This window comes from Xanthobacter pseudotagetidis (assembly GCF_043194795.2).
Classification (GTDB): Bacteria; Pseudomonadota; Alphaproteobacteria; order Rhizobiales; family Xanthobacteraceae; genus Xanthobacter; species Xanthobacter tagetidis_A.
This window is the reverse complement of record NZ_CM195534.1, coordinates 3,443,053-3,465,086: the sequence shown is the minus strand read 5'-3', so window position 1 is coordinate 3,465,086 and position 22,034 is coordinate 3,443,053. Positions and strand designations below refer to the sequence as shown.

The window sequence follows — 22,034 nt, the reverse complement described above, 5'->3', positions numbered from 1 at the left end:
GCGGCGGCCGGGGGGTCACGGCGCGGGCGCGAGCGCGCCGAGGCCGAGCTGGAGCCGCACGTCGCGGCTGCGGGCGGCGAGGCGCTCCTCGGCGATCTCCAGGGTCGGGCCCTGGGTGCGCACGGTGCACACCGGGGCGCCCTTGGCGATGGCGGCGCCGGCGGCGGGGCGGTCCGCCACCTCCTCCGGCCATAGGCCCGGGGGCACGATGATGTCCCGGTCGGCATAGATCACGCCCGCCGCATGGGCCTCGGACGGCTGCGGCAGGCCCGGCGGGATGCGCCCGCCGCAGGCGGCGAGGTGCAGGCCGAGCAGCGGCGGCAGCGGGTCCACGTCGAAGATGTCGAGGGTGGCGCCGAGGCGCGGATTGACCTCCACCAGGAACCAGCCCTGCGCGCCGATCATGAAGTCCATGGAGACCAGGCCCACGAGCCCGCAGGCCTTGGCGACGCGCTGGGCGGCGGCGCGCATGGCCGCGCCCTGGGGCTCCGGCAGGGCGATGGGGCCGGCGGCGCCGCCGTAGAGGAAGGGGTGCTCGAGGTCGCCGGCGCGCCACTGGCGCGAGGCGCCCACCACCACGCTCTCGGTGCCGTTCGCCAGCATCAGCAGCGAGACCGAGGTGCCGCTCACCTCGCGCTGGAGATAGTGGTCGGGCCAGGGGGGCGAGAGGTCGCCCTCGGCCCGGCGGCGGATGTGGCCGCCGCCGGCGCCGCCGATCTTCTTCTCGATCAGCGGTCCGCTCATGCCCTCGGGCGCGCCGAGGCTGACCTCCGGGAACGGGATGGCGAGGTGGCCGCACAGGGCGGCGAGCGCCAGCGGGTCCTTGATGATGCGCACGGTCTGCGGCGCGTTGCCGAGGATGGGGTTGCGCTCGGCGATGCGCACCATCAGCTCCGGCTCGTCCTCCAGCCCGCCGCCGAGCACCACCGGCAGGCCGGCGGGCGCGAGCGAGGCGAGGGCGTGGATCAGGTCGTCGCCGTCGAAGGCGAAGCCGTGCTTCTTGTGCACCTTCACGCAGCGCGCCGCATGGGCGCAGGTGTCGAGGTCGGCGAACAGGTCGAAGGTGAGGGCGGCGAGGCCGGCGCGGGCGGCGGACGCCACGAGCGGGCGCGCGGACAGCGCGATGATGGCGAGATCCATGGGCGTCAGGCCGCGCGCGGCACGCGGATGCGCGCCGGAAGGGCGCGGGGGAGCCGGGGTGCGGCTGGAGCCATGCGGGGCTTCCTTCTGGTCACGGGACGGCTGCGCCGATGGAGCCGAACGCGGCGCCCTGGTTCCGGCCGCGCACGCAATGGAATGACAGGTTTGTGAACGATGCGAAGCGCCGGCGCAAGGCCTCGGCGCGCCTTTCCGCCTGCGGCCCGTCGCCCACCACCGCGAAGCCGGTGGGCCCCCACGAGCTCTGGCCGACCCCGGCGATGCCTTCGCCGCGCAGGGCCGCGACCGCCGCGGCCACGTCCGGGCTGAGGAAGCGCCGCCCGTCCTGGGCGGCGGCGTAGTGGTCGCCGAGCCGCTCCTGCCATTCGCCGACCGCGGCGCCGAAGGCGTCCGCGTCGTGCTCGGCGAGCGCCGGCAGGAGCCGCATCAGCACCAGGTGGCTCAGATGGGCGGCGAGCGCCTGCGGGAACGGCGGCAGCGCCGCCATCGCCTCCGCCTCCTCGGCGCCGCTGAGGCCGTGCCGGGCGGCGTCGAGGACCAGGATGACGCGCCAGTGCTCCGGGAACGGCAGGCGGGCGAGGAGCGGGGGCGCGGCCGGGCCGGCGCCGCGTCCGCCGTCGAGGATCACGCCGCCGCCCGCGAACGCCTCGGTGCCGATGGCGGAGCGCCGGCCGCGGCCCATCAGGTCGGCGATGGCGCGCGCCGTCACCTGCCGCCCGGCGAGGCGCGCCACGGCGGCGCCCACGGCGAGGTCCATCTGCGTGCCCGAGCCGAAGCCGGCATGGGCGGGCAGCGCCTCCTTCACGGCGATGGCGAAGCGGTCGGCGATGCCGAGCGCGGCGCGCACCGCGTCCCGCGCCGCGCCGGCGCGCGCGGCTTCAGGTCCCTCGAGGGTGTCGCGGTCGGCGCGCGTGGCCTCGATGACGGTGGCCGGCTGCTCCAGCGTGATGCCGAGGCTGCCGAAGCGCCGGCCCAGCGCGCCGCCGAGATCGACGAAGCCCAGATGCAGGCGCCCGGGCGCCCGGACCTCGAGCGCCGCAGCCGGCGCGCCGATGCTCACGAGCCGAGCGCGGTGCGCAGCAGGGCCGCGTGCTCGGCCAGAACCTCGGGCTTCTCCATCTCCACGTGCGGCGGCTTCATGGGCACGCCGAGGTGGCGCGGAATGACGTGCATGTGCAGGTGGTAGACGATCTGCCCGCTCGCCTCCTCGCTGAACTGCTGGAGCACGATGCCGTCGGCCTTGAACGCCGCCATCGCCGCCTTGGCCACCTTCTGCGCCACGGTGGCCACGTGGGCGAGGTCCTCCGGCGCCACGTCGAGCAGGTTGCGCGACGGCGCCTTGGGGATCACCAGCGCATGGCCGGGGCAGCGCGGCATGATGTCGAGGAAGGCGAGCGCCTTGTCGTCCTCATAGACCTTATGGGCCGGCAGCTCGCCGCGCAGGATCTTGGCGAAGACGTTGCTGGGGTCGTAGGCCGGCGTGGCGCTCATCTGGGCGATCCTCCTGATGGTTCCCTCAGGACATCGCAAGGCCGGCGAGGAGGGTCAAGGGGCGGCCCCGCCGGAGCGCGAAGCGATCAGGGCGAGGGTATCGGCGAGGTTGGAGTGGATGACAGTCCAATAATAGGGGGCGTCCTCGGCGGTGAGAACCTCTAGCGCGTCGCGGTAGGCCGCTGCAGCCTGTTGCAGGCGGCTGATTCCGTTGCTGCGTGATCCGAGGGCCTGGAGCGCGACGCCCAGATTATTCCGGGTCAAAGCCCAGTCCAATGGAGCCCGGGCGCGCGTCAACTCCAGCGCTGCCGCGGCATATGCTGCGGCCGCCTGCTCGATCATCCGCATGTCCTCGGTGCGAATGCCAAGCGCAAACAGTGCAAGGCCGAGATGGTCCTGCGTTCGCGCCCATTCGATCGGGACGACTTCGCGCCGGCGCTCCTGCGTTGCTGCACGTAGTGCCGAAACAGCATCTTCGAGGTCGGCAGTGCCCAATTTGTGCTCCCCGAGGACCCGCAGCGCATTGCCGAGATGATGCTGCGCGCTGGCCCACTTGAGGGGAAGGCGCCCTCGCGGAAATTCCTGTAGCGCATCCCGATAGGCCTGGATGGCCTCCTCAAGTAACAGCGTTTCGCCGGTTCGGGAGCCAATGGTCTGCAACGCATTGCCGAGATTTTCTCGTGTCTCCGCCCAGGCTATCGGCGCGCTGTCACGGTCCCACACCTCCAGCGCGGCCCGGAAGGCGGCGACGGCGGCCTCGATGCGTGCAACGTCGGTCTCCCGCTGGCCGAGCACCATCAGGGGCAGGCCAAGATTGTTCTGGGTCGAGGCCCATTGGAGCGGCGCTATGCTCCTGAGGTCCTCGTCAAGCGCAGCGCTGTAGGCAGAGACCGCTTGCTCAAGCAGATCGGAGCTGCCTTCCATCTCGCCCTGCGAGAAAAGCGCATTTCCGAGATTGCTCTGGCTTGTCGCCCAATCCAGCGGCACGCGCGACCGCGGGCGTTCCGCTAGGGCCGTCCGATGGGCAATGACGGCTAGCTCCAACCAGTGCGCCTCGCCGGTTCTCTGCCCGAGGAGGAGGAGCGTGTTGCCAAGATTGCTCTGCGCCGTAGCCCAATAGTGCGGCTCACGTTCGCGGTCTGTGGCGCCAAGCGCTGCGCGGTTCGCCGCCAGGGCCTCTGAAAGCCGCTGTGTTCCGGTTTCGCGCGTGCCGAGCTCCTGCAGAGCGTTGCCGAGATTATTCTGGGCCGATGCCCAGATTGCGGAGGCATGGTCTTCTCCACAGGCATCCAAGGCAGCCTGAAAAACTTCGACAGCCTCATTCAGACGCTGAGGTGAACTCTCGCGATGGCCCAACTCGGACAAGGCCATGCCCAGTGCGTTGAGGGCTAAGCTTCGCTGGCTCGTCCGCCGAACCCAGTGTACCGCGCGTCGCGCCACCAGGATGGCCACTTCAAGGGCGGGGTTCACGGCGGTAAGGGTGCCGTGCTCCAGATAGCTGGCACTCAACGCTACCAGTGCATCGCATCGCTCCTCGTCTTCTTCGACCTCCAGTTCCACCGCCTCCACCAGCAGCCGGGCGGTTTCCTGCCAGTCGAGGCGGGTGAAGGCGGCGTCGGCGCGGGCGCGCTTGGTCTTGGCCTGCTCGGCGCGGCGCAGGGCGATCTCGGCGCCCACCTCCTGATGGTGGGCGAGGAGGCGGGCAAGGTTGGCCGCCTCCGTCTGGTCGATCTGCGCCAGGAGGCGTTCCGCCGTCTCCACGTCGCCGGCGGCGTGCGCTTCGGCGGCCTTGGCGCGCAACGGCGCGATGTCCGGCGAGAGATTGCGCGAGGCCTCCAGCTCGACGATGCGGCGGCCGAGGTCGTCCCAGCGCCGGGCGATCTCGAACAGGGTGGCGACCATCTGGTCGGGCGCCACGTCCCGGCCCACAATGGTCTGAAGGAAGCCGAGCACGGTGGATTGTGTGCTCGCGAACCGCGCCTGCGCCTCGGCGAGGGCCACCGCCAGCGCCTCTTTCTCCCGCTGGGTGAGGTCCAGTTGCGCGGTCAGGCGCTCCACCCCGGCGCGGATGGCGGACGTATCCTGCTGCACCGCCCCGAGCAGATCCCCGATCGCCCCCAGCCGCGCCGCGCCGATCGTCTCCAGCGCCGCGATCTTGCCGTCGCAGGCGGCCGTCAGCCGCTTGATGTCCACCAGCTCGGCGGCGAGGAAGATGGCGCGGAAGCGCACGTTGACCTTCAGCTCCTCGTTCACGAACAGGGCGAAATCATCATACCAGCCGGCGCGGCCGCTCCCCCGGAACAGCACGGTGAAGGCCGGCGGGGCGGTACCGCAGGCGGCCGCCAGCTCCGCAAGGGCGCGGTTCTCCGCCTGCGCCCTCCGGTTCCCCGCCGCCGCGGCAAATCCTTCCACCGCGCTCGGATGGACCATCTCGTCCAGCACGTGGCGCACGTCCTCGGCGCTCACTTGCTCGTGGTCGAGGGCGCTCTTGCGCAGCACCTGCTGGCGCTCGTCGAGCCAGGCGATGAGGCTGGCGTGGAAGGCGCCGTCATCCGCGGCTTTCTCCCCATCCGGCCGGTCTTTCAGCACCCGGCCATAGGCGTCGGCCACCCGGCGGACCGCCGCGAGATGGGCGGCCCGGATGCCGCGCACCAGATCATGATTTTCGGGAAGCGGAAGCCGCCCGGCCATGCGCGCGCGAACCGCCAGCATCTCGTCGGACAGGCGCGTGCCCAGCAGCGCGCCCGCGCCCGTCTGCAGCGCCTCCCCCACGGTCGTGCCAACGATGCCCAGCAGGTCCATCTTCGTCGCCCCGCCGGCGATGGTGGTGCAAGTCGCCTTCCGCGTCCAGCGGTAGGCGCGCGCTCAGCCGAACCGACCCGTGAGATAGCGCTTCGTGCGCCCTTCCTTCGGCTTGGTGAACAGGTCGTCGGTGGCGGCGAACTCCACCATCTCGCCCAGATACATGAAGCCGGTATGGTCGGAGATGCGGGCCGCCTGCTGGAGATTGTGGGTCACGATCACCAGCGTGTAGTGCTGCTTCAGCTCCTCCATCGTCTCCTCGATCCTGGCGGTGGTGATGGGATCGAGCGCGGAGCAGGGCTCGTCCAGGAGGATCACCTCGGGCTTCACGGCGATGGTGCGGGCGATGCACAGGCGCTGCTGCTGGCCGCCCGACAGGCTGAGGCCGCTCTGGCCGAGAATGTCCTTCACCTCCTCCCACAGCGCCGCCTGGCGCAAGGCGTGCTCGACGCGCTCGTCCAGCTCGGCCCTGGTGGGCTCCTTCACCTCGTTGAGGCGGATGCCCAGCGCCACGTTGTCGTAGATGGTCATGGGGAAGGGCGTGGGCTTCTGGAACACCATCCCGACCCGCGCCCGCAGGACCACGGGATCGAGGGCGCCGGACAGGATGTCCTCGCCGTCCATCAGCACCTCGCCCTCCACCCGCTGGTCCGGATAGAGCGCGTACATGCGGTTGAAGACGCGCAGCAGCGTGGACTTGCCGCAGCCCGAGGGGCCGATGAAGGCGGTGATCCGGTTGGCGTGGATCGATACGCTCACGTCGCGCAGCGCCTGCTGCCGGCCGTAATAGAAATTGACGTGGCGGGCCGCGATCTTGACCGGCGGCGGCTCGGCCCTGCGGACGAGGCTGCCGGGCGCGGCAAGCCCCCCGGTCAGGTCCGAGGCACCGGTCTCGGTCGGGATGTGCATCGACATGGCTCGCCGTCCTTCCGCTTCGTCCGCAAGGCTAGGCGGGGAAGGCGTCTTTTTCTTTGCGCGAGGTCACCGCCGGCGCATCTTTTCGTTGCGCCGGCTAAGGTCGCGCTGGCCGTCCGCTCAGTTCTGGCCCTGGCTCTGGGCCTGAACCTGCGCCTTGGGCGGGTTGCGGCCGTCGAAGGCCACCACGTGCTCGTGGATGTCGCCGCCGATGCCGCGCAGAGGGGCGACGCCGACCGCGTCGAGGCCGACGGCGAGGCGCACATAATCCTCGGTCGGGCAGAGGTTGCGGCCGCAGTCGAAGGCGATCCAGCCGATGGAGGGCACGTGCGCCTCCGTCCAGTGGCGCGCCGCCGCCTGCCCGTCCACCGCCAGGTAGCCGGAGATGTGGCGCGCCGGCACGCCGGAGAGGCGCGCCGCGGCCGTGAACAGGTGGGCGATGCCGCCCGAGCAGGCGGCGCCCTTCTCCAGCGCCGCCTCGGCGGAGAGCGGGTCGCCCATGGCGGGACCCTCGACGTCCTTCACCTCGCCGTGCACGCGCTCCATGAGGGCGTGGAGGAAGGCGAGCTGGTCCTCGGGCTGCGCCCGCACCTCGGCCGCGAAGCCGAGCACCCGCTCGGCGGGAAGCGTGAGGTCGGTCTGGCGCAGATAGAGCGAGGGGGGAAAGCGCTCCACCGTGCCGCGGACGATGCCGGTGGTGTCCTGGGTCTCCACCTCGCCCTCGGCGGCGATGGTGAAGGCGGAAATCGGCCCGTCGATGGTGAAGGCGTGGCAGAGGTTGCCGAACGCGTCCTCCTGCGGGTGGAAGCGCGCGTCGCAGTCGAGGTCGAGCGTCCAGCGCTGGACGTACTGCCCCTCATGGCCGCGCGGCGTCAGGCGCGCGATGGCGGAGGCATGACGGGCCGCGGGCTCGAACTTCTGGGTGATCTCGTGGCGGATGCGCACGCGCATGGAAATCCTCGCCGGCTGGGGCCGTCCTGCGGCCGCTCTCGGGTCAGGTCAGGTACTGCTCGCCGATCTCCGCGCCGAGCTTGTTGTTGTCGGAGATGAACTCCGAGATGAATTCGTGCAGGCCGGCCTGGAAGATGTCCTCGATGGAGCGGTTGGAGAGCCGCGCCAGCATGGAGCGCGCGAGCCGCTGGGAGGGCCCCTGCCGGCCGTAGGCGGAGGCGATGTCGTCGAGGTTGCGCGCCAGGCTGTCGTAGCAGGCGGCGAGCGAGCGCGGCATCTGCCGGTTCAGGATCAGCAGGTCGGCCACCAGCCAGGGCTTCACGCTGTCGCGGTAGACCCAGTGGAAGGCGGTGAGCGCCGACACCGAGCGCAGGATCGAGGCCCACTGGAAATAGTCGAGCGGCCCGCCGATGTGCTCCTTCTCCGGCAGCAGCACGTGATACTTCACGTCGAGGATGCGGGCGGTGTTGTCGGCGCGCTCGAGCTGCGCGCCTGAGCGGGCGAACCAGTAGCCGTCGTTGCGCAGCATGGTGCGGAAGGTGGCGCCGTCGAAGCGCAGCGAGGTCTCCTTCACGAACGCCAGGAAGCGCGAGAGCTCGTCGCGGGTCAGCGCCCGGCTGGGGAAGTTCCTGAGCTCGATCCAGGCCGAGTTGATGACGTCCCACATCTCCGAGGTCAGCGCGGTGCGCACCGAGCGCGCGTTGGTGCGCGCCACCTCGAAGCAGTTGCGGATGGAGGAGGGGTTCTCCGGCTCGAAGGCGAGGAAGGAGACCACGTGCTCCTCGGTGGCGTCCTCCAGCGCGCCGTAGCGCTCGATGTACTGCTCGGCGCAGCCGGCGGTGAGCACCGCCGAGCCCCATTCGTTGGTCGACCCGCCATAGGTCACCGGCGTGTAGGCGAGGCGCTGCGACACGTCGAGGATGCGCGCGAGGCAGTCGGCGCGCTCCACATATCGCGTGAGCCAGTAGAGGTTGTCGGCGGTGCGGGAGAGCATTTCTGGCCTATCGGAAAGGGGAGGAGGGGCAGGGGCGGGGGCGGCGCGGGGAGCGCCGCGCGTCAGGCGTCCAGGACCCAGGTATCCTTCGTTCCGCCTCCCTGGCTGGAATTGACCACGAGCGAGCCTTCCTTCATGGCGACCCGGGTGAGGCCGCCCGGCACGATCCGCACCGTGTCGGAGCCCGAGAGGATGAAGGGCCGCAGGTCCACGTGGCGCGGGGCGATGCCCTTCTCCACCAGCGTCGGGCAGGTGGAGAGCGCGAGCGTCGGCTGGGCGATGAAGTTGGCCGGGTCCGCCTTCAGCTTGTCGCGGAACTTCTCGATCTGCGCCTTGTCCGCCGCCGGGCCCACCAGCATGCCGTAGCCGCCGGAGCCGTGCACCTCCTTCACCACCAGCTCGGGCAGGTGGTCGAGCACGTATTTGAGGTGCTCCTCCTCGCGGCAGCGCCAGGTGGGCACGTTGGGCAGCAGCGGCTCCTCGGAGAGGTAGAAGCGGATGATGTCCGGCATGTAGGAATAGACCGCCTTGTCGTCGGCGACGCCCGTTCCCACGGCGTTGGTGAGGGTGACGTTGCCGGCCTGGTAGGCGCTCATCAGGCCGGGCACGCCGAGCACGCTGTCGCGCCGGAAGGCGAGGGGATCGAGGAAGTCGTCGTCGAGGCGGCGGTAGATCACGTCCACCCGCTTCGGCCCCTCGGTGGTGCGCATGTAGACCGTCTCGTCCTTCACGAACAGGTCGCGGCCCTCCACCAGGTCGACGCCCAGCTTGTCGGCCAGGAAGGAGTGCTCGTAATAGGCCGAGTTGTAGATGCCGGGGGTGAGGATGGCGACGTTCGGCTCGTGGCCGCCATGGGGCGAGAGCGAGCGCAGGGTGGCGAGCAGGTCGTCGGCGTAGTTCTCCACCGGCGCCACCTTGTGCATGGAGAACAGCTCGGGGAACAGGCGCAGCATGATCTCGCGGTTCTCCAGCATGTAGGAGACCCCGGAGGGGGTGCGGGCATTGTCCTCGAGCACGTAGAAGTTGTCCGGCCCGGTGCGCACGATGTCGATGCCGGCGATGTGGACATAGAGGTCGTGCGGCACGCGCTGGCCGTTCATCTCGGGGCGGAAGGCGGGGTTCTGGTAGACCAGCTCCTCGGGCACCACGCCGGCTTTCAGGATGTCGCGCTTGGAATAGACGTCCTTGATGTAGAGGTTGAGCGCCTTGACCCGCTGCTCCAGGCCCTTGGAGAGGCGGCGCCATTCCTCCTTCGTCAGGATGCGCGGCACGATGTCGAAGGGGATCAGGCGCTCCTGGGCGTTCTGCTCGCCGTAGACCGCGAAGGTGATGCCGATGCGGCGGAAGATGAACTCCGCCTCCTTGCGCCGGTGGTCCAGCACGTCCTGCGGCACGGAGGCCAGCCACTGCTTGAGCGTCTCATAGGCCGGCCGGATGGCGCCGTCGGTGCTGGACATCTCGTCGAACGCTTGGCGCATGGGGGCTGACACTCCGGGGAACAGGATCAGGAACCATCACTACAAACATCGTGCCAAAGAAGTGCTAAACGGGGAAGGTGGTTGCGCCGTCAAGGCCAAGTTGTCGGCGTGGCGCGAAATTAGGCAGGTGCGAGACGCCTGCCGGAGGCGAAGGCAGGAGGTCACGTCATGGGGGAGGCAGACGGCGCGCAATCGGTCACGGCGGCGCTGGTCGTGATCGGCGACGAGGTCCTTTCCGGGCGGACCAAGGACAAGAATATCGGCCATATCGCCGAGCGGCTCACCGAGGTGGGGATCGACCTCAGGGAGGTCCGCGTGGTGGCGGACGTGGAGGACGACATCGTCGCCGCCATCAACGCCCTGCGGCGGCGCTTCACCTACGTGTTCACCACCGGCGGCATCGGCCCCACCCACGACGACATCACCGCCGACGCGGTGGCCAAGGCCTTCGGCGTCCCGATCGACGTGGACCCGCGGGCGCGGGCGCTGCTGCTGGAATACATCCCGGAGAAGGACCTCAACGAGGCGCGCCTGCGCATGGCCCGCATCCCGGACGGCGCCGCGCTGGTGGTGAACGAGGTGTCCAAGGCGCCGGGGTTCCGGATCGAGAACGTGATCGTCATGGCCGGGGTGCCGCGCATCATGCAGGCGATGCTGGAGGCGGTGCTGCCGGAGCTGGACAAGGGCGTGCCGATGCTGTCCGAGACGCTGCTGGCGGACGCCAAGGAGGGCGACATCGCCGCCCCGCTCAAGGAGATCGCGGCGCGCTTCCCCGGGGCCGCCATCGGCTCCTACCCGTTCCGCGACGAGAAGGGCGCCCCCAACGCGCATCTGGTGGTGCGCTCCCGCGACCCGCAGGTGCTCGCCGCGGCCCGCGACGCGGTGGCGAAGATGCTGGCGCGGCGGGACTGGGCGGAGTGAGGGAAGGGGCGGGCGAGGGGCCGGGATTCGCAGCGCGCCGAAGCGTGCCGCGTGCCGTTCAATAGGCCTGCTTGCGCATGACCTCGATGAAGGTCTTCAAGATGATGGTGATGTCGAGCCAGATGGACCAGTTGTTGATGTACCAGAGGTCCATCTCGATGCGGCGTTCCATCAGCTCGATCTTGGCGGTCTCGCCGCGCAGGCCCATCACCTGCGCCCAGCCGGTGATGCCCGGCTTCACGTGGTGGCGGAAGGCGTAGCCCGAGATCAGCTTGGAATAGGCGTCGTCGTGGGCGATGGCATGGGGGCGCGGGCCGACGATGGACATGTGGCCGAGCAGGACATTCATCACCTGCGGCAGCTCGTCGAGGCTGGTGGCGCGCAGCACGCGGCCGACGCGGGTGACGCGCTTGTCGTTCTTCTGCGCCTGGGTGATCTGGGCCCCGTCCTCCATGACGGTCATGGAGCGGAACTTGAAGATGGTGAATTCGCGCCCGCCGAAACCGTTGCGGCGCTGGCGGAAGATCACCGGGCCCCTGGTGTCGAGCTTGATCAGCAGCGCTATGGCCGCGAACAGGGGCAGCAGCACCGTGAGCGCCAGCGACGACACGGCGATGTCGAGCGCCCGCTTCTGGGACAGCTCGATCCGCGACAGCGGCGCGCGCTGCACCTCGATCGCCACGGAGGTGCCGAACTCGACCCGCGGCGCATTGAGCAGCGGACTGACGGCGGCATCCGGCAGCAGCTTCACGGGGATGGGCATGGCGCGCAGGCGCGCGCGCACCTCGTCAAGGCGCGCCCGGTCGTTCCACGGGAGGGCGAGGACGATCTCCTCGATCTTGTGCTGGCGGGCATACTGGAGGGCGCTCTTCAGCGGGTCGGGAGCGCCGGCCGCGTCGCCGGAGGGGAAAATGAACCGGCGTCGCTCCGACAGGCCGAGGCCGTACATCATGTCGTCCGCCGTCAGCTTCGCCACTTCCTTCTCGTCGCCGATGACGATGGCGGAGCGGCCGGTCACCGCGCCGGCGGCGATGCTGCGGCGAAGCCACAGCGCATAGAACCAGCGCAGCGAGGGCAGCACGACGAAGCCGAGCGCCGCGAACGTTCCGGTCGCAAGCCGCGAGGTCTCGTTGCCCACCTTGAGGCAGAAGATCACCGTGCCCACGAACAGGACGGCGAAGGTCCAGTTGACGACCGCCGCGCTCACCTCGTCGCTGACTCGCGCGATCTGCCAGGGCTTGTAAAGCCCGCGCGCCTGGGTCGTGAGCACGAAGGCCACAGACGCGGCAAGGCTGATCCCGAATCCGCGCGCGAGATCGAACGCCTCGCCCTCGAATGCGATGGCGGAAAAGAGGAATGAGACGAGCATGTTGAGGCCGGCGATCGCCACCACGTCCGCCGTGGCGAACATCAGCGACGTCGAGCCGTAGCCGATACGCGACGCCCCGCGCGCCGCGAAGTCGCCTGCGCCGGCTCCTGCGCGTCCCTCGTTCGCCGACAATGACATCCTGCCTCCAGGCGGTCCGTCAGATGGGGCGGGCCCCCGCCACTCCCCGGCATCGTCGAGATCTCGATGCCCAAAGTGTTATCACGCAGGGCTCTCGTCTGCAAGAGAGTATTGATGTCTCTCTCAAATACCTCCATCTGTAATATAACCGTCACGGGCCGAAAAAATATAAAACAGATTTTGGTTATAATCCAAATTTTATTTCGTAATTGGTCAAGGTGCGGCGGGAAACGAAGATTGTGTTATGATTTCAAATAGCAGAAGCATATATAAATTGCGCACATTCCTCCGGGTTGATGAGGGCAGATCAGGGAGCGAGTCGGGTTTGGGCGCAAGTTGGGCAGTTGTGCATTGCAAAAAGTTCGGCGTGATGAACCCTTGAGCGTTTCAGAAGGTCCAAAAATGGTATCCTGGAACTCCTCCAAGGTGGGGGTATCCCGCGTGGAAGCTCACGATCCGGTGAAATCCGGCCGCGCGTCATGGGCGTGTGGTACGGGGCGCGGATCAGAAGGGGATGCACATGAAATTCGGGATCGGCCAGAGCGTGAAGCGGACCGAGGACGCGCCTCTGGTCACGGGCCGCGGCCGCTACGTGGCCGATCTTGCCGCCCGCGCGGAGACGCTCGCGGCGCTGGTGCTGCGGGCGCCCCACGCCAATGCGCGCTTCACGCTGGCCGGCGTCGATGAGGCGCGGGCCATGCCCGGCGTGCGCCTGGTCCTGACCGGCGCCGACGTGGCGGGCCTCGGCCCGCTTCCCGTCGTCGGAACCATCCGCGTCGAGGGCGAGCCCCGCATGTGGACGCCCGCCCGCCCGGTCCTGTGCGCGGATCGCGTGCGCCACGTGGGCGACCCGGTCGCCTTCATCGTCGCCGATGCGCTCGACATGGCGCGCGATGCGGCGGAGGCGATCCAAATTCGATGGGAGCCGGAACCGGCGGTCGCCGACCTTGCGGCCGCCCTCGCGGACGGCGCGCCGCGGGTCTGGGAAGAGCGGGCCGGCAACATCGCCTTCAGCGCCGCCGTGGGCGATGCGCGCGCCGTGGAGGCCGCCTTCGCGGCGGCCGCACGCGTCGTGAAGCTCGACCTGGTCAACAATCGCCTCGTCACCAACTACATGGAGACGCGGGGTGTTCTCGCCGAGGTGGAGGACAGCGGGCGGGTGCGCCTCACCCTGGGCAGCCAGGGGTCCCACGGCCTGCGCGATGCCGTCGCCAAGATCCTCGGCTGGGCGCGCGAGGAACTGCGGGTGATCACGCCGGATGTCGGTGGCGGATTCGGCACCAAGGCGTTCCCGTTCAGCGAGTATCCCCTGGCGGCGCTGGCCGCCCGCCGGCTCGGCCGGCCGGTGGCCTGGATCGGCGATCGCACCGAGCATTTCCTCGCCGACAGCCAGGGGCGGGACAATCTCACGACCGCCGAGCTGGCGCTCGATGCGGACGGGCGCTTCCTGGCCCTGAAGGTCGACACCCTCGCCAACATGGGCGCCTATCTCGGCTATTACGCCCCCTTCATTCCCTGGGTGGGGGCGACGATGCTGCCGGGCGTCTATGACATCCCCGCCGTCCACGCCCGCATCCGCGGCGTCCTGACCCACACCGCGCCGGTGGACGCCTATCGCGGGGCGGGCCGGCCGGAGGCGGCCTATGTGATCGAGCGGCTGGTGGATGAAGCGGCGCGCGAGACCGGCATCGGGCCGGTGGAGCTGCGCCGGCGCAATTTCGTCACGCCGGGGCAGATGCCGTATCTCACCGCCACCGGCCGCACCTATGACAGCGGCGTCTTCGACCGGCACATGACGCGCGCGCTCGCATTGTCCGGCTGGGAGGCGTTTCCCGAGCGCGCCGCGGCGGCTGCGGGGCAGGGGCTCGCCCGGGGCATCGGCCTCGCGACGTACATCGAGGCATGCGGCGGCGGCTCCCCGGAGCCGGCCTACCTTTCGCTTGATGCCGACGGCGGCGTGACGGTGAAGATCGGCACCCAGAGCAACGGCCAGGGGCACCGCACGGCCTACGCCCAGCTGGTTGCCGCCGAGCTTCAGCTGCCGCTGGAGCGGGTGCGGGTGCTTCAGGGCGACACCGACGACACCCCCACGGGCAACGGCACCGGCGGCTCGCGCTCCATCCCCGTGGGCGGCGCCGCGGTGGACGGGGCGGCACGGGCGCTGGGCGACAAGCTGCGCACCCTCGCCGCCGACGCGCTGGAGGCCGACGCCGGGGATATCGCGTTCCGCGACGGCCGCGCCGTCATCGCCGGAACCGACCGGGGCCTCGACCTCGCGGCCATCGCCGCCTTGCCCGACGCGACACCGGACCTGCTGACGGCGACCCATGCCTTCAAGCCGTCCGAGGCGACGTATCCGAACGGCACCCATGTGTGCGAGGTGGAGATCGATCCCGAGACCGGGGCGACCCGCATCGTCGCCTATACGGTGGTGGACGATTTCGGGGCGACGCTCAACCCGATGCTGCTCGAAGGGCAGATCCATGGCGGCGTGGCCCAGGGCATCGGCCAGGCCCTGGCGGAGCGCACGCTCTACGATCCGGACGGCCAGCTGCTCACCGCGAGCTTCATGGACTACGCGCTGCCGCGCGCCGCCGACCTGCCGCCCATCGTGTTCGAGACCGCGAACGTGCCGTGCGCCACCAACCCCCTCGGGGTGAAGGGCGCGGGCGAGGCGGGCACCATCGGCGCCTGCCCGGCGGTGATGAACGCCATGGTGGACGCGCTCACGCGTGCCGGCCGTCCGCCGCGCCTCGACATGCCGGCCCTGCCGCAGGCCGTGGCCGCCGCCTTCAAGGTCCGCGATTAGTTTTCCGGGGCAGGGTCCTGCACCTCAGATCGGGTGTCAAAACGCCGCGCGCGGCTCGCGCAAGCGTGAGCGCGGCGCGGTTGGGCGAGGCTGGAATTTCTGCAAAGTGGCATCTCCCGTAACGGTATATTCGGAGATCGAGATGCGATTTGCTCCCGCCGCCATCGTGCTTCTGGCCGGACTTGCCGCTGTCGGTCCGGCCCTCGCTCAAAGCGGGCCGATCGGCGAGCGCAAGCAGGCGATGAAGGCCATGCAGGATCAGGCGGAGATCGGCGCCGCCATCCTCAAGGGGCGGACGCCTTACGATGCGGCCAAGGCCGCCCTGATCTTCAAGACGTTCGGCGGGCGCATGAAGAATTACGGCACGCTGTTCCCGCCCGGCTCAAACACGGGAGATACCAAGGCCCAGCCCGCGATCTGGAGCGACCGTGCCGGCTTTGACGCCGCCATCGCCAAGTTCGGCCAGCTCGTGGCCGACAACGCGCCCAAGGCGGCGACGGCGGACGGGTTCAAGGCGGCCTTCGTCGCGGTCGCCGACGGCTGCCGCTCCTGCCATCAGGGCTTCAAGGCCCGCTGATCGCCGCGTTGGGGGCAACATGGTGAACGGCCGGTGCCTGCGCGGCGCCGGCCTTTTTTCTAGCCGAGCCGGGAGATCGCCCACACCGCGGCCGCGCTGGCAGCCAGCAGCGCGGCGGCAAGAAGCGGCGAGGCCATGCGCGGCGCCGGCACCGATGGCGGCAGCCGCTTCCATCCGAGAATCATGGGACGGACGAGATCCTCCCGCGCCACCACGGCATAGGCGAGCACCGCCGCGACGTGCAGGCCGACCGCCACGACGATCACATCGAAGAAGAAGCCGTGCCAGGACGTGGCGGCCTCGCTGGTGGCGCCATCCACGAGATGCGCCAGCGGGCCTTCGACGATGAGGCCATCGGACGAGAACAGGCCGGTGACGGTCTGCGCCAGCAGGAGGCCGAGCAAGGCGAGCACCATGAACGCGCCCGCCGGGTTGTGCCCCGGCTCGGCCCCGGCCTGGCGTCGAGGCAGGTCTCGCAGGTGGCGCAGCGCGTCGGCGGGGCGGCGCACGAACCGGGAGAACCGCGATGTGTCGCTGCCGGCAATGCCCCAGGCGATGCGGAACAGCACCAGCGTCAGGACCGCATAGCCTGACAGGAAGTGCCAGTCGATCTTCCCCATGCGCGCGCTCGCGTAGGACAAGGCCACGAGCAGGACGAGGCTCCAGTGGAACAGGCGTGTCGGCATGTCCCAGACCTGGACCTTGCGTTCCGGACGCAGGTCCGGCCGGGTGACGTCATCCATGCGGAATGGCCTCCTGCATTCATGGCTGCGGCGAGCCGGTTCCACATGCGTCGCGCGTGCTGGAAATCCCGATCCGTGCCAATGCGAGATGGTGCCGCAACGGGAGCTGGGAAGGCCAGGGCGGCACTTGGTCGCTGGATCGCAACGGCGGGGCCGTGTTGCGTTGCGAAAAAATGGCTGTGGCGGCGAGGGGGTGCGACCCTGGCGCGAGGTCGGCGAGAGCGTGCCGAGCGAGATGGTCGGTACCAAAGGACCGTCCCGAATGGCTTGGAAATGCTCGATTCTTTCCCGCGAATTTGCCGGAGCGCCATTGCATTGCCGCATGGTCCGTGGTAATTTCCCATCAGCTCAAATTGGGAGCGGAATGATGGCCAACAATGCTCGTCGCTTATTTTGCGCTGCCGCATTTGCTTCGGCATTGATGGCGGCCCCCGCGGCTGAGGCTGGTCTGCTGCAGCAGCGGATTCAGTTTCTCAGGATGAGTTCGATGCCTCTGATCAGTACCTACCAAGCCATGACGCCGTCGGCTTTCGGTTGGTTCGGTCCTGGCACGCGGACTCTGCTTGCCTACCGTTCCTACCAGTACAATCGCTACCTCAGCATCGTGTTTCGGCGGCCGGTCTCGGCATTCTGCCGCCTGTTCTGCTGAAGTCTGCGTTCCATCGCAATGATCACGCCCCCGGCTGCTTTTGCTTGAGCAATATGCGTCCGGGGGCGTAGCTTTTTGTGCTCCGTGTTCGTGGCCCCATATTCGTCGCGCCGATCGATGGGAAGGACCTGCGCTGACGTTTTGCGTTCTGGCCCGGTGGTGCGATAGGGACGGGATGCGAGGGCGGTGCGGCTGGAGTCGGGCAGCGAGCCAGGAGGTAGGAATTCCGCCATGTTGCGCGTCAATTCAGGGTCCAGAGTGGCGGCAGAAGCGGCTTATGGCGGTCAGCAGGTTATTACCGCCTTCCTATCCATTATTCGTCGGCGCAAATGGCTCATTGGAGCGATCGTTGCTGTATTCGCCGGCCTGTCGGCGCTGTATGCGATTGTCGCGACGCCGCAGTTCATCGCCGAAGGGCAGCTGCTGATGGATTCCCAGCAGGCGCGCACGCTCGATTTCGCCGAGGGTGTAGCCGCGTCCGTCGATGCGGCCATGATCGACAGCCAGGTCGAAGTCCTGAAGTCTGAACGCATCATCAAGGCGGTCATCAAGGAGATGAAGCTCGTCGAAGCGATGAAGGCGCGGCTGGCTGCCCGAGAAGCGAACGATTCGACACCCGGATTCCTGAAGGCGATCTTTCCGTTTTGGTTTCAGCCCGTGCCGTTGAGTGATTTCGAGATCGAACGCAGCGTTATCAACGCTTTCAAGGCAAACCTCAAGGTTCAGCGAGTCGGTTCATCCTTTGTTATCCTGCTCAATTACAAGTCGCCGAACGCGCAGCAGGCCGCGGACATCGTCAACCAGCAGGCCGAATCCTACATCGTCGATCAGCTGGAATCGAAGTATCAGGCGACCCGCCGCGCGAGCATCTGGCTTCAGGACCGCATCGCGGAGCTGCGTGAGCAGGCGCTCGCCGCCGACCGCGCGGTGCAGGACTTCAAGGCCAAGAACGACATCGTCAACACCGGTCGAGGCCTGGTTTCCGATCAGCAATTGTCCGAGGTGAATTCGCAGCTCGTGCAGGCGCGCGCCCAGGTCGCCGAAGCCCAGGCGCGGTATGAGCGGGTGCAGAACATCATCAAGCAGGGCACGGCGCTCGGGGCGAGCGACGAGGCGGTCTCGGACGTGCTCAGCAACCCGATCATCACCCGGCTGCGCGGCCAGTATCTGGACGCGGTCAAGCGCGAGGCGGAATGGACCAAGCGCTATGGCGAGGACCATGTTGCCGTGGTGAATCTGCGCTCGGAGATTTCCGGTCTTCAGAGGGCGATCTTCAACGAGCTGACGCGCATCGCCGAGAGCTACAAGAGCGACCTGCAGATCGCCAAGGCGAGAGAGGACAGCCTGAATCAGAGCCTCGATCAGCTGGTCTCGGAGAACAAGCTCAGCGCTCAGAAGCAGGTCGAGCTGCGGGAGCTTGAGAGCACGGCGCAGTCTTATCGCGCGCTCTATGACAGCTTCCTCCAGCGGTTCATGCAGGCGACCCAGCGGCTGTCGTTCCCGATGACCGAAGCGCGGCTGATCACGGAAGCCTCACGCCCGCTCGCGCCCTCTGAGCCCAAGTCCGGTCTGATCATCGCCGGTGGCACCATGCTTGGGCTGATGATGGGGCTTCTGGTGGCGTTCTGGCGGGAATCCATGAACCGTTCCATCCGTTCGCCGGCCCAGGTCGAGCAGCATCTCGGCCTCGACTGCCTCGGCGTCCTGCCGAAGCTGTCGGTTTCGGCGACGGCGACCTCCTCGACCCAGCCGGCGCCGTCCGGGGAACGCGCCAGCGCCTTCGACAGTGCCACCGGCATTCTGCGGCAGGTGCTGACGGACCCCTTCTCGCGCTACACGGAAACGCTGCGCGCCGTGAAGGTGAGCGCCGACATCTCGATTCTCGGCCGCGCTAAGGTGATCGGCATCACGTCGACCTTGCCGAAGGAGGGCAAGTCCACCATCGCCGCCAATTTCGCGCAGCTCATCGCCCACAGCGGCGCGCGCGCCATGCTGGTGGACATGGACCTTCGCAATCCCTCGCTCACCCGGCGGATCACGCCCAACGTCAAGATCGGCCTGCTGGAGCTGATCGTCGGCCGCGCCACGCTCGAGGAGGTCAGCCATGTCGATCCGATCACCGGCATGCATTTCGTGCCTTCGCTCGTGGCCGGCCACATCGTGCACACCAACGAGATCCTGGCCTCGGCCGAGATGGCGGCGATGATCGAGAAGCTGAAGAGTGGCGTGGACTACCTGATCCTCGACCTGCCGCCGGTCGCGCCCGTGGTCGACGTCCAGGCCTGCTCCCATCTGGTGGATTGCTTCGTGTATGTGCTCGAATGGGGCCGGACAAACCGTGATCTGGTGGGCAACATCCTCGATAACAATCCGAAGATTTCCGAGAAGGTGCTCGGATGTCTCTTGAACAAGGCGGATCTTGCTGCGCTGCGCAGCTTGGAAAACTACGGCGGAAAGTATTACTATTACCAGTATCATTCGCGTTATGGCGCAGACACCTGAGCCTAGGGGGCGTGCCGTGCCGGTTGCCCAGGCACAGCGGCGCGCTGGGCCTGCGGCGCGGGCGGTTGCATTGGCTCTGGTCGCCGCTTTCGCGGTGTGGGTATGGCGCGTGGGGGCGACCGCTTCTGATGCGGATCGACAAGTGGTTAATGTGATGGCCCAGGCCCTCATCGAAGGGCAGGTGTATTCCGAGACCGATCTGCTTGAAATCGATCGGATTATGCGTACGAGACGGGCCGATAATTTGTGCGTTCCTCTGGATCTGAGGAGCGAGATTATGGTCCGGCTTGCTTTGGTGGAGGGCCAGATCAGGTTCGGCGATGCCGTTGCTGCCGACAGAGACCTGAGCGCCACGGAGCAGGCCATCCACCGCGCGCTCGCATGTGACCCGAACATGTCGATGGCCTGGATCGCCTTGGCATGGGCCGAGTTTGCACGCAATGATCTCACGCCGCGTGCGGCAGACTTCATCCGCATGTCGATGGTGACCGGCCCCAACGAAGCTTTCAGCGTCGTCCGGCGCGTTCAGCTGCTGCTGGATGCTTTGCCCAAGATGACCGATCCAGCCCTGCGCGATCTGCTTGCCGCCGAGGTGAGGGTGCTGATGCAAGCTCAACTCAACAGCGTGCTCGCTTTCAATTTCGTTCGCGTGGAGGATCCCGAGCGCAAGTTCCTCGAGGAGATCTTTGCCACCGGTTCCGAGGCGCAGCAGGCGGGGATAGCAGCGGAGATCTGGCGCTCGGGCGAGAACATCGATCTTCCGCTGGCGCCTGCGCGTGGCGCGCGCCCCTGGAATTGATGGCCGGCCCATCTCGTGACCTGATCGGAAGGCGCGCATGCTTCAGGAAACCGCGAATCCGGAAAGTGCCTCCGCCTCCGGCGTCCTGGAGCCGCGGCACGGTCTTGGCGATCGGGTAGGGTTCGCCCTCTTCCTTGCGGCGCTCGCGCTCTGCCCGGTTCCGGATGGTTCCACCGAGCTGATATGGATCGTCATTTGGGGCGTGCTGGCCTGCGCCAGCGTGCTGCTTCTGTCGTATCGCGCGGTAAGCCGCCCGGCCGCCCTTGTCATTTTCGGATGCGGGCTGGTGGCGGCCGCCTTTGTCTTGGTCGCGCTGCTCCAGTCCCAGGCGGCGGGGCCTTTCTCCCTGCCGATCTGGCGGGAGGCCGGCCGGCTGCTGGGCATGGATCTTCCTGCGCTTGCCACGGCCGTCCGCGACGCCCCGCTCCTGGCGGTCGGCGGCCCGCTGCTGGCAGCGCTGCTGTTCACAGCCGGCGTGGTGGTCTCAGACGATGCGCGCCGCGTGGAGCTGATCTGCCGCGTGCTCATCGCCATGGCCTGCCTTACCGGACTGATCGGCTTCATCGCCCTGCTTTTCGATATCGACGCGCTGCGACCGACCCAGGCTCCCGGTTCGCTGACAACCTTCTTTCTGAACAAGAACACCACGTCCACCTATCTCGGCTCCGCCTTTCTGCTCTGCCTCGTGCTGCTCCTGCAACGGCTGCGCGTGGCGCTGCGCATGTCCGGCGGGCAACTGCGTTCGGTGGAGGCCTTGGCCTCCGGCCGCGCGGACAGGCGCGTTCTCATCGGCCTTGCCTTCGCCGCGCTGCTGCTTGCTTTTCTCATTCCGATGGCAAAATCGCGGTCCAGTTTCGCGCTGGTCCTGGTGCTCTCGTCCCTGGCGGCATTGGTGCTGTTCTGGGGCCGGGCGCACGCCTGGCGGCTCTTTGCTCCGGTGGCGCTCATCCTGTTTGCCGCCGCCTACGCGGTGGCCGGGCAGGGCATCCGGCTGCGATTTGCGCGCCTCAGTCTCGAAGATTCCGAGCGTCTTGAGGTCTACCGATCGGTGCTCGACGGCATTGCCCAGCATCCGGTGCTTGGCTTCGGCCTGGGATCGTTTCCAAGTGTGTTTCCAGGGCTGCGCAACGAAAATCTGCCGATGAGGGGCATCTGGAACATGGCCCACAGCACGCCGCTCGAGCTGGCGCTGACGGGCGGGATTCCGCTGACGGCGTTCGTCGCCCTCTTCTTTGGCATCTGCCTCGTGCTGCTCATCCGCGGCATCATCCGGCGCCCGCATGACCCCTATATCCTTGGCGCGCTCCTGGTGGGCGTGCTCGGAGCGCTGCACTCGACGGTGGATTTCACCCTGCAGATTCCCGGCTATCTGATGATCTATGCGGGCGTCACGGGCATCGGCGTCGGCCGTGCCCTGCGGCCTGCGAGCAAGGGGAGCTACGAAAGGGTCCGCCGCCAGCGTTCGTCCGCCCCCGAAAAGGCGCGGTGACGCGTCGGCCGGGCGAACGCGGCCGCCGTCCGGCCGCCCGCTCGGTCGCCGGATGCCCTTTCGGCCCGGCGGGCTTCCACGCGGCAATCTTGCGTCCACGCTGGGCCGCTCTTGCGCTCAAGCCCCCGAAAATGTAGCAAGGGCCGGCCTCCCGCGGGCATCGGAGCATAGCGCAGCCTGGTAGCGCATCTGCTTTGGGAGCAGAGGGTCGCAGGTTCAAATCCTGCTGCTCCGACCACCATGGCCTAT

Annotated in this window: 17 protein-coding genes and 1 tRNA gene; 8 read left to right on the top strand and 10 right to left on the bottom strand. The window is 68.2% G+C overall.

The window, feature by feature from the left end:
• Window positions 1–15: 15 nt before the first annotated feature.
• The 8 genes from V5F67_RS15850 to V5F67_RS15815 all read right to left on the bottom strand — a co-directional run bounded on the left by V5F67_RS15850 (window position 16) and on the right by V5F67_RS15815 (window position 9,789).
• Window positions 16–1,140: an ATP-grasp domain-containing protein gene (locus tag V5F67_RS15850; RefSeq protein WP_394016842.1), complete on the bottom strand. Its 1,125-nt coding sequence runs from the start codon at window positions 1,138–1,140 to the stop codon at window positions 16–18.
• Window positions 1,141–1,231: 91 nt separating this feature from the next.
• Entirely contained in the window at window positions 1,232–2,218 is a 987-nt protein-coding gene (locus V5F67_RS15845; RefSeq protein WP_394016843.1) for a beta-ribofuranosylaminobenzene 5'-phosphate synthase family protein, read from the bottom strand.
• The gene (locus V5F67_RS15840) at window positions 2,215–2,649 is read right to left on the bottom strand and encodes an HIT domain-containing protein (RefSeq protein ID WP_394016844.1); all 435 of its coding nucleotides are present in this window, start codon (window positions 2,647–2,649) and stop codon (window positions 2,215–2,217) included. Before V5F67_RS15840 ends, V5F67_RS15845 begins: the two co-directional genes overlap by 4 nt.
• 54 nt (window positions 2,650–2,703) lie before the next feature.
• Window positions 2,704–5,451: a tetratricopeptide repeat protein gene (locus tag V5F67_RS15835; protein ID WP_394016845.1), complete on the bottom strand. Its 2,748-nt coding sequence runs from the start codon at window positions 5,449–5,451 to the stop codon at window positions 2,704–2,706.
• Between the two features lie 63 nt (window positions 5,452–5,514).
• A complete protein-coding gene (gene pstB, locus V5F67_RS15830; RefSeq protein ID WP_394016846.1) occupies window positions 5,515–6,366 on the bottom strand; it encodes a phosphate ABC transporter ATP-binding protein PstB in 852 nt (283 codons plus the stop codon).
• Between the two features lie 120 nt (window positions 6,367–6,486).
• Window positions 6,487–7,317 (bottom strand): transglutaminase family protein, encoded by an 831-nt coding sequence (locus tag V5F67_RS15825; RefSeq protein WP_394016847.1) that lies wholly within the window; start codon window positions 7,315–7,317, stop codon window positions 6,487–6,489.
• Window positions 7,318–7,360: 43 nt separating this feature from the next.
• Window positions 7,361–8,311, bottom strand: a complete 951-nt coding sequence (locus tag V5F67_RS15820) for an alpha-E domain-containing protein (protein ID WP_394016848.1) — start codon at window positions 8,309–8,311, stop codon at window positions 7,361–7,363.
• 62 nt (window positions 8,312–8,373) lie between these two features.
• The gene (locus tag V5F67_RS15815) at window positions 8,374–9,789 is read right to left on the bottom strand and encodes a circularly permuted type 2 ATP-grasp protein (protein WP_394016849.1); all 1,416 of its coding nucleotides are present in this window, start codon (window positions 9,787–9,789) and stop codon (window positions 8,374–8,376) included.
• Between the two features lie 168 nt (window positions 9,790–9,957).
• On the opposite strand from V5F67_RS15815, the gene V5F67_RS15810 reads away from it, so the two are divergent.
• Entirely contained in the window at window positions 9,958–10,710 is a 753-nt protein-coding gene (locus tag V5F67_RS15810; RefSeq protein WP_394016850.1) for a competence/damage-inducible protein A, read from the top strand.
• 58 nt (window positions 10,711–10,768) lie between these two features.
• Here the strand turns inward: V5F67_RS15810 and V5F67_RS15805 are convergent, their stop codons facing one another.
• Window positions 10,769–12,217 (bottom strand): undecaprenyl-phosphate glucose phosphotransferase, encoded by a 1,449-nt coding sequence (locus tag V5F67_RS15805; protein ID WP_394016851.1) that lies wholly within the window; start codon window positions 12,215–12,217, stop codon window positions 10,769–10,771.
• A gap of 520 nt (window positions 12,218–12,737) precedes the next feature.
• Here V5F67_RS15805 and V5F67_RS15800 point away from each other — a divergent pair.
• Together V5F67_RS15800 and V5F67_RS15795 are read left to right on the top strand one after the other, a co-directional pair.
• Window positions 12,738–15,026, top strand: coding sequence for a xanthine dehydrogenase family protein molybdopterin-binding subunit (locus V5F67_RS15800; protein ID WP_394016852.1), 2,289 nt, complete (start codon window positions 12,738–12,740; stop codon window positions 15,024–15,026).
• Between the two features lie 142 nt (window positions 15,027–15,168).
• Window positions 15,169–15,603, top strand: coding sequence for a c-type cytochrome (locus V5F67_RS15795; protein ID WP_394016853.1), 435 nt, complete (start codon window positions 15,169–15,171; stop codon window positions 15,601–15,603).
• Window positions 15,604–15,662: 59 nt separating this feature from the next.
• Here V5F67_RS15795 and V5F67_RS15790 read toward each other — a convergent pair whose 3' ends face one another.
• A complete protein-coding gene (locus V5F67_RS15790) occupies window positions 15,663–16,346 on the bottom strand; it encodes a cytochrome b/b6 domain-containing protein (RefSeq protein WP_394016854.1) in 684 nt (227 codons plus the stop codon).
• A 262-nt stretch (window positions 16,347–16,608) separates the two neighbouring features.
• Between V5F67_RS15790 and V5F67_RS15785 the strand changes: the two genes are divergently transcribed.
• The 5 genes from V5F67_RS15785 to V5F67_RS15765 all read left to right on the top strand — a co-directional run bounded on the left by V5F67_RS15785 (window position 16,609) and on the right by V5F67_RS15765 (window position 22,023).
• Window positions 16,609–16,995: a hypothetical protein gene (locus tag V5F67_RS15785; RefSeq protein WP_394016855.1), complete on the top strand. Its 387-nt coding sequence runs from the start codon at window positions 16,609–16,611 to the stop codon at window positions 16,993–16,995.
• 231 nt (window positions 16,996–17,226) lie between these two features.
• Window positions 17,227–19,497, top strand: a complete 2,271-nt coding sequence (locus V5F67_RS15780; RefSeq protein WP_394016856.1) for a Wzz/FepE/Etk N-terminal domain-containing protein — start codon at window positions 17,227–17,229, stop codon at window positions 19,495–19,497.
• Between the two features lie 16 nt (window positions 19,498–19,513).
• Window positions 19,514–20,296, top strand: a complete 783-nt coding sequence (locus V5F67_RS15775; protein WP_394016857.1) for a hypothetical protein — start codon at window positions 19,514–19,516, stop codon at window positions 20,294–20,296.
• 37 nt (window positions 20,297–20,333) lie between these two features.
• Complete coding sequence (locus V5F67_RS15770) at window positions 20,334–21,785, top strand: O-antigen ligase family protein (protein WP_394016858.1); 1,452 nt, start codon at window positions 20,334–20,336, stop codon at window positions 21,783–21,785.
• Window positions 21,786–21,946: 161 nt separating this feature from the next.
• Window positions 21,947–22,023 (top strand) — tRNA-Pro (locus V5F67_RS15765).
• Window positions 22,024–22,034 lie beyond the last annotated feature (11 nt).

Coding starts and splice junctions, on each gene's coding strand:
- V5F67_RS15780 (WP_394016856.1), top strand. CDS start 17,227: ATGTTGCGCGTCAATTCAGGGTCCAGAGTGGCGGCAGAAGCGGCTTAT.
- V5F67_RS15785 (WP_394016855.1), top strand. CDS start 16,609: ATGGCTTGGAAATGCTCGATTCTTTCCCGCGAATTTGCCGGAGCGCCA.
- V5F67_RS15810 (WP_394016850.1), top strand. CDS start 9,958: ATGGGGGAGGCAGACGGCGCGCAATCGGTCACGGCGGCGCTGGTCGTG.
- V5F67_RS15800 (WP_394016852.1), top strand. CDS start 12,738: ATGAAATTCGGGATCGGCCAGAGCGTGAAGCGGACCGAGGACGCGCCT.
- V5F67_RS15850 (WP_394016842.1), bottom strand. CDS start 1,140: ATGGATCTCGCCATCATCGCGCTGTCCGCGCGCCCGCTCGTGGCGTCC.
- V5F67_RS15835 (WP_394016845.1), bottom strand. CDS start 5,451: ATGGACCTGCTGGGCATCGTTGGCACGACCGTGGGGGAGGCGCTGCAG.
- V5F67_RS15770 (WP_394016858.1), top strand. CDS start 20,334: ATGCTTCAGGAAACCGCGAATCCGGAAAGTGCCTCCGCCTCCGGCGTC.
- V5F67_RS15790 (WP_394016854.1), bottom strand. CDS start 16,346: ATGGATGACGTCACCCGGCCGGACCTGCGTCCGGAACGCAAGGTCCAG.
- V5F67_RS15815 (WP_394016849.1), bottom strand. CDS start 9,789: ATGCGCCAAGCGTTCGACGAGATGTCCAGCACCGACGGCGCCATCCGG.
- V5F67_RS15840 (WP_394016844.1), bottom strand. CDS start 2,649: ATGAGCGCCACGCCGGCCTACGACCCCAGCAACGTCTTCGCCAAGATC.
- V5F67_RS15805 (WP_394016851.1), bottom strand. CDS start 12,217: ATGTCATTGTCGGCGAACGAGGGACGCGCAGGAGCCGGCGCAGGCGAC.
- pstB (WP_394016846.1), bottom strand. CDS start 6,366: ATGTCGATGCACATCCCGACCGAGACCGGTGCCTCGGACCTGACCGGG.
- V5F67_RS15795 (WP_394016853.1), top strand. CDS start 15,169: ATGCGATTTGCTCCCGCCGCCATCGTGCTTCTGGCCGGACTTGCCGCT.
- V5F67_RS15825 (WP_394016847.1), bottom strand. CDS start 7,317: ATGCGCGTGCGCATCCGCCACGAGATCACCCAGAAGTTCGAGCCCGCG.
- V5F67_RS15820 (WP_394016848.1), bottom strand. CDS start 8,311: ATGCTCTCCCGCACCGCCGACAACCTCTACTGGCTCACGCGATATGTG.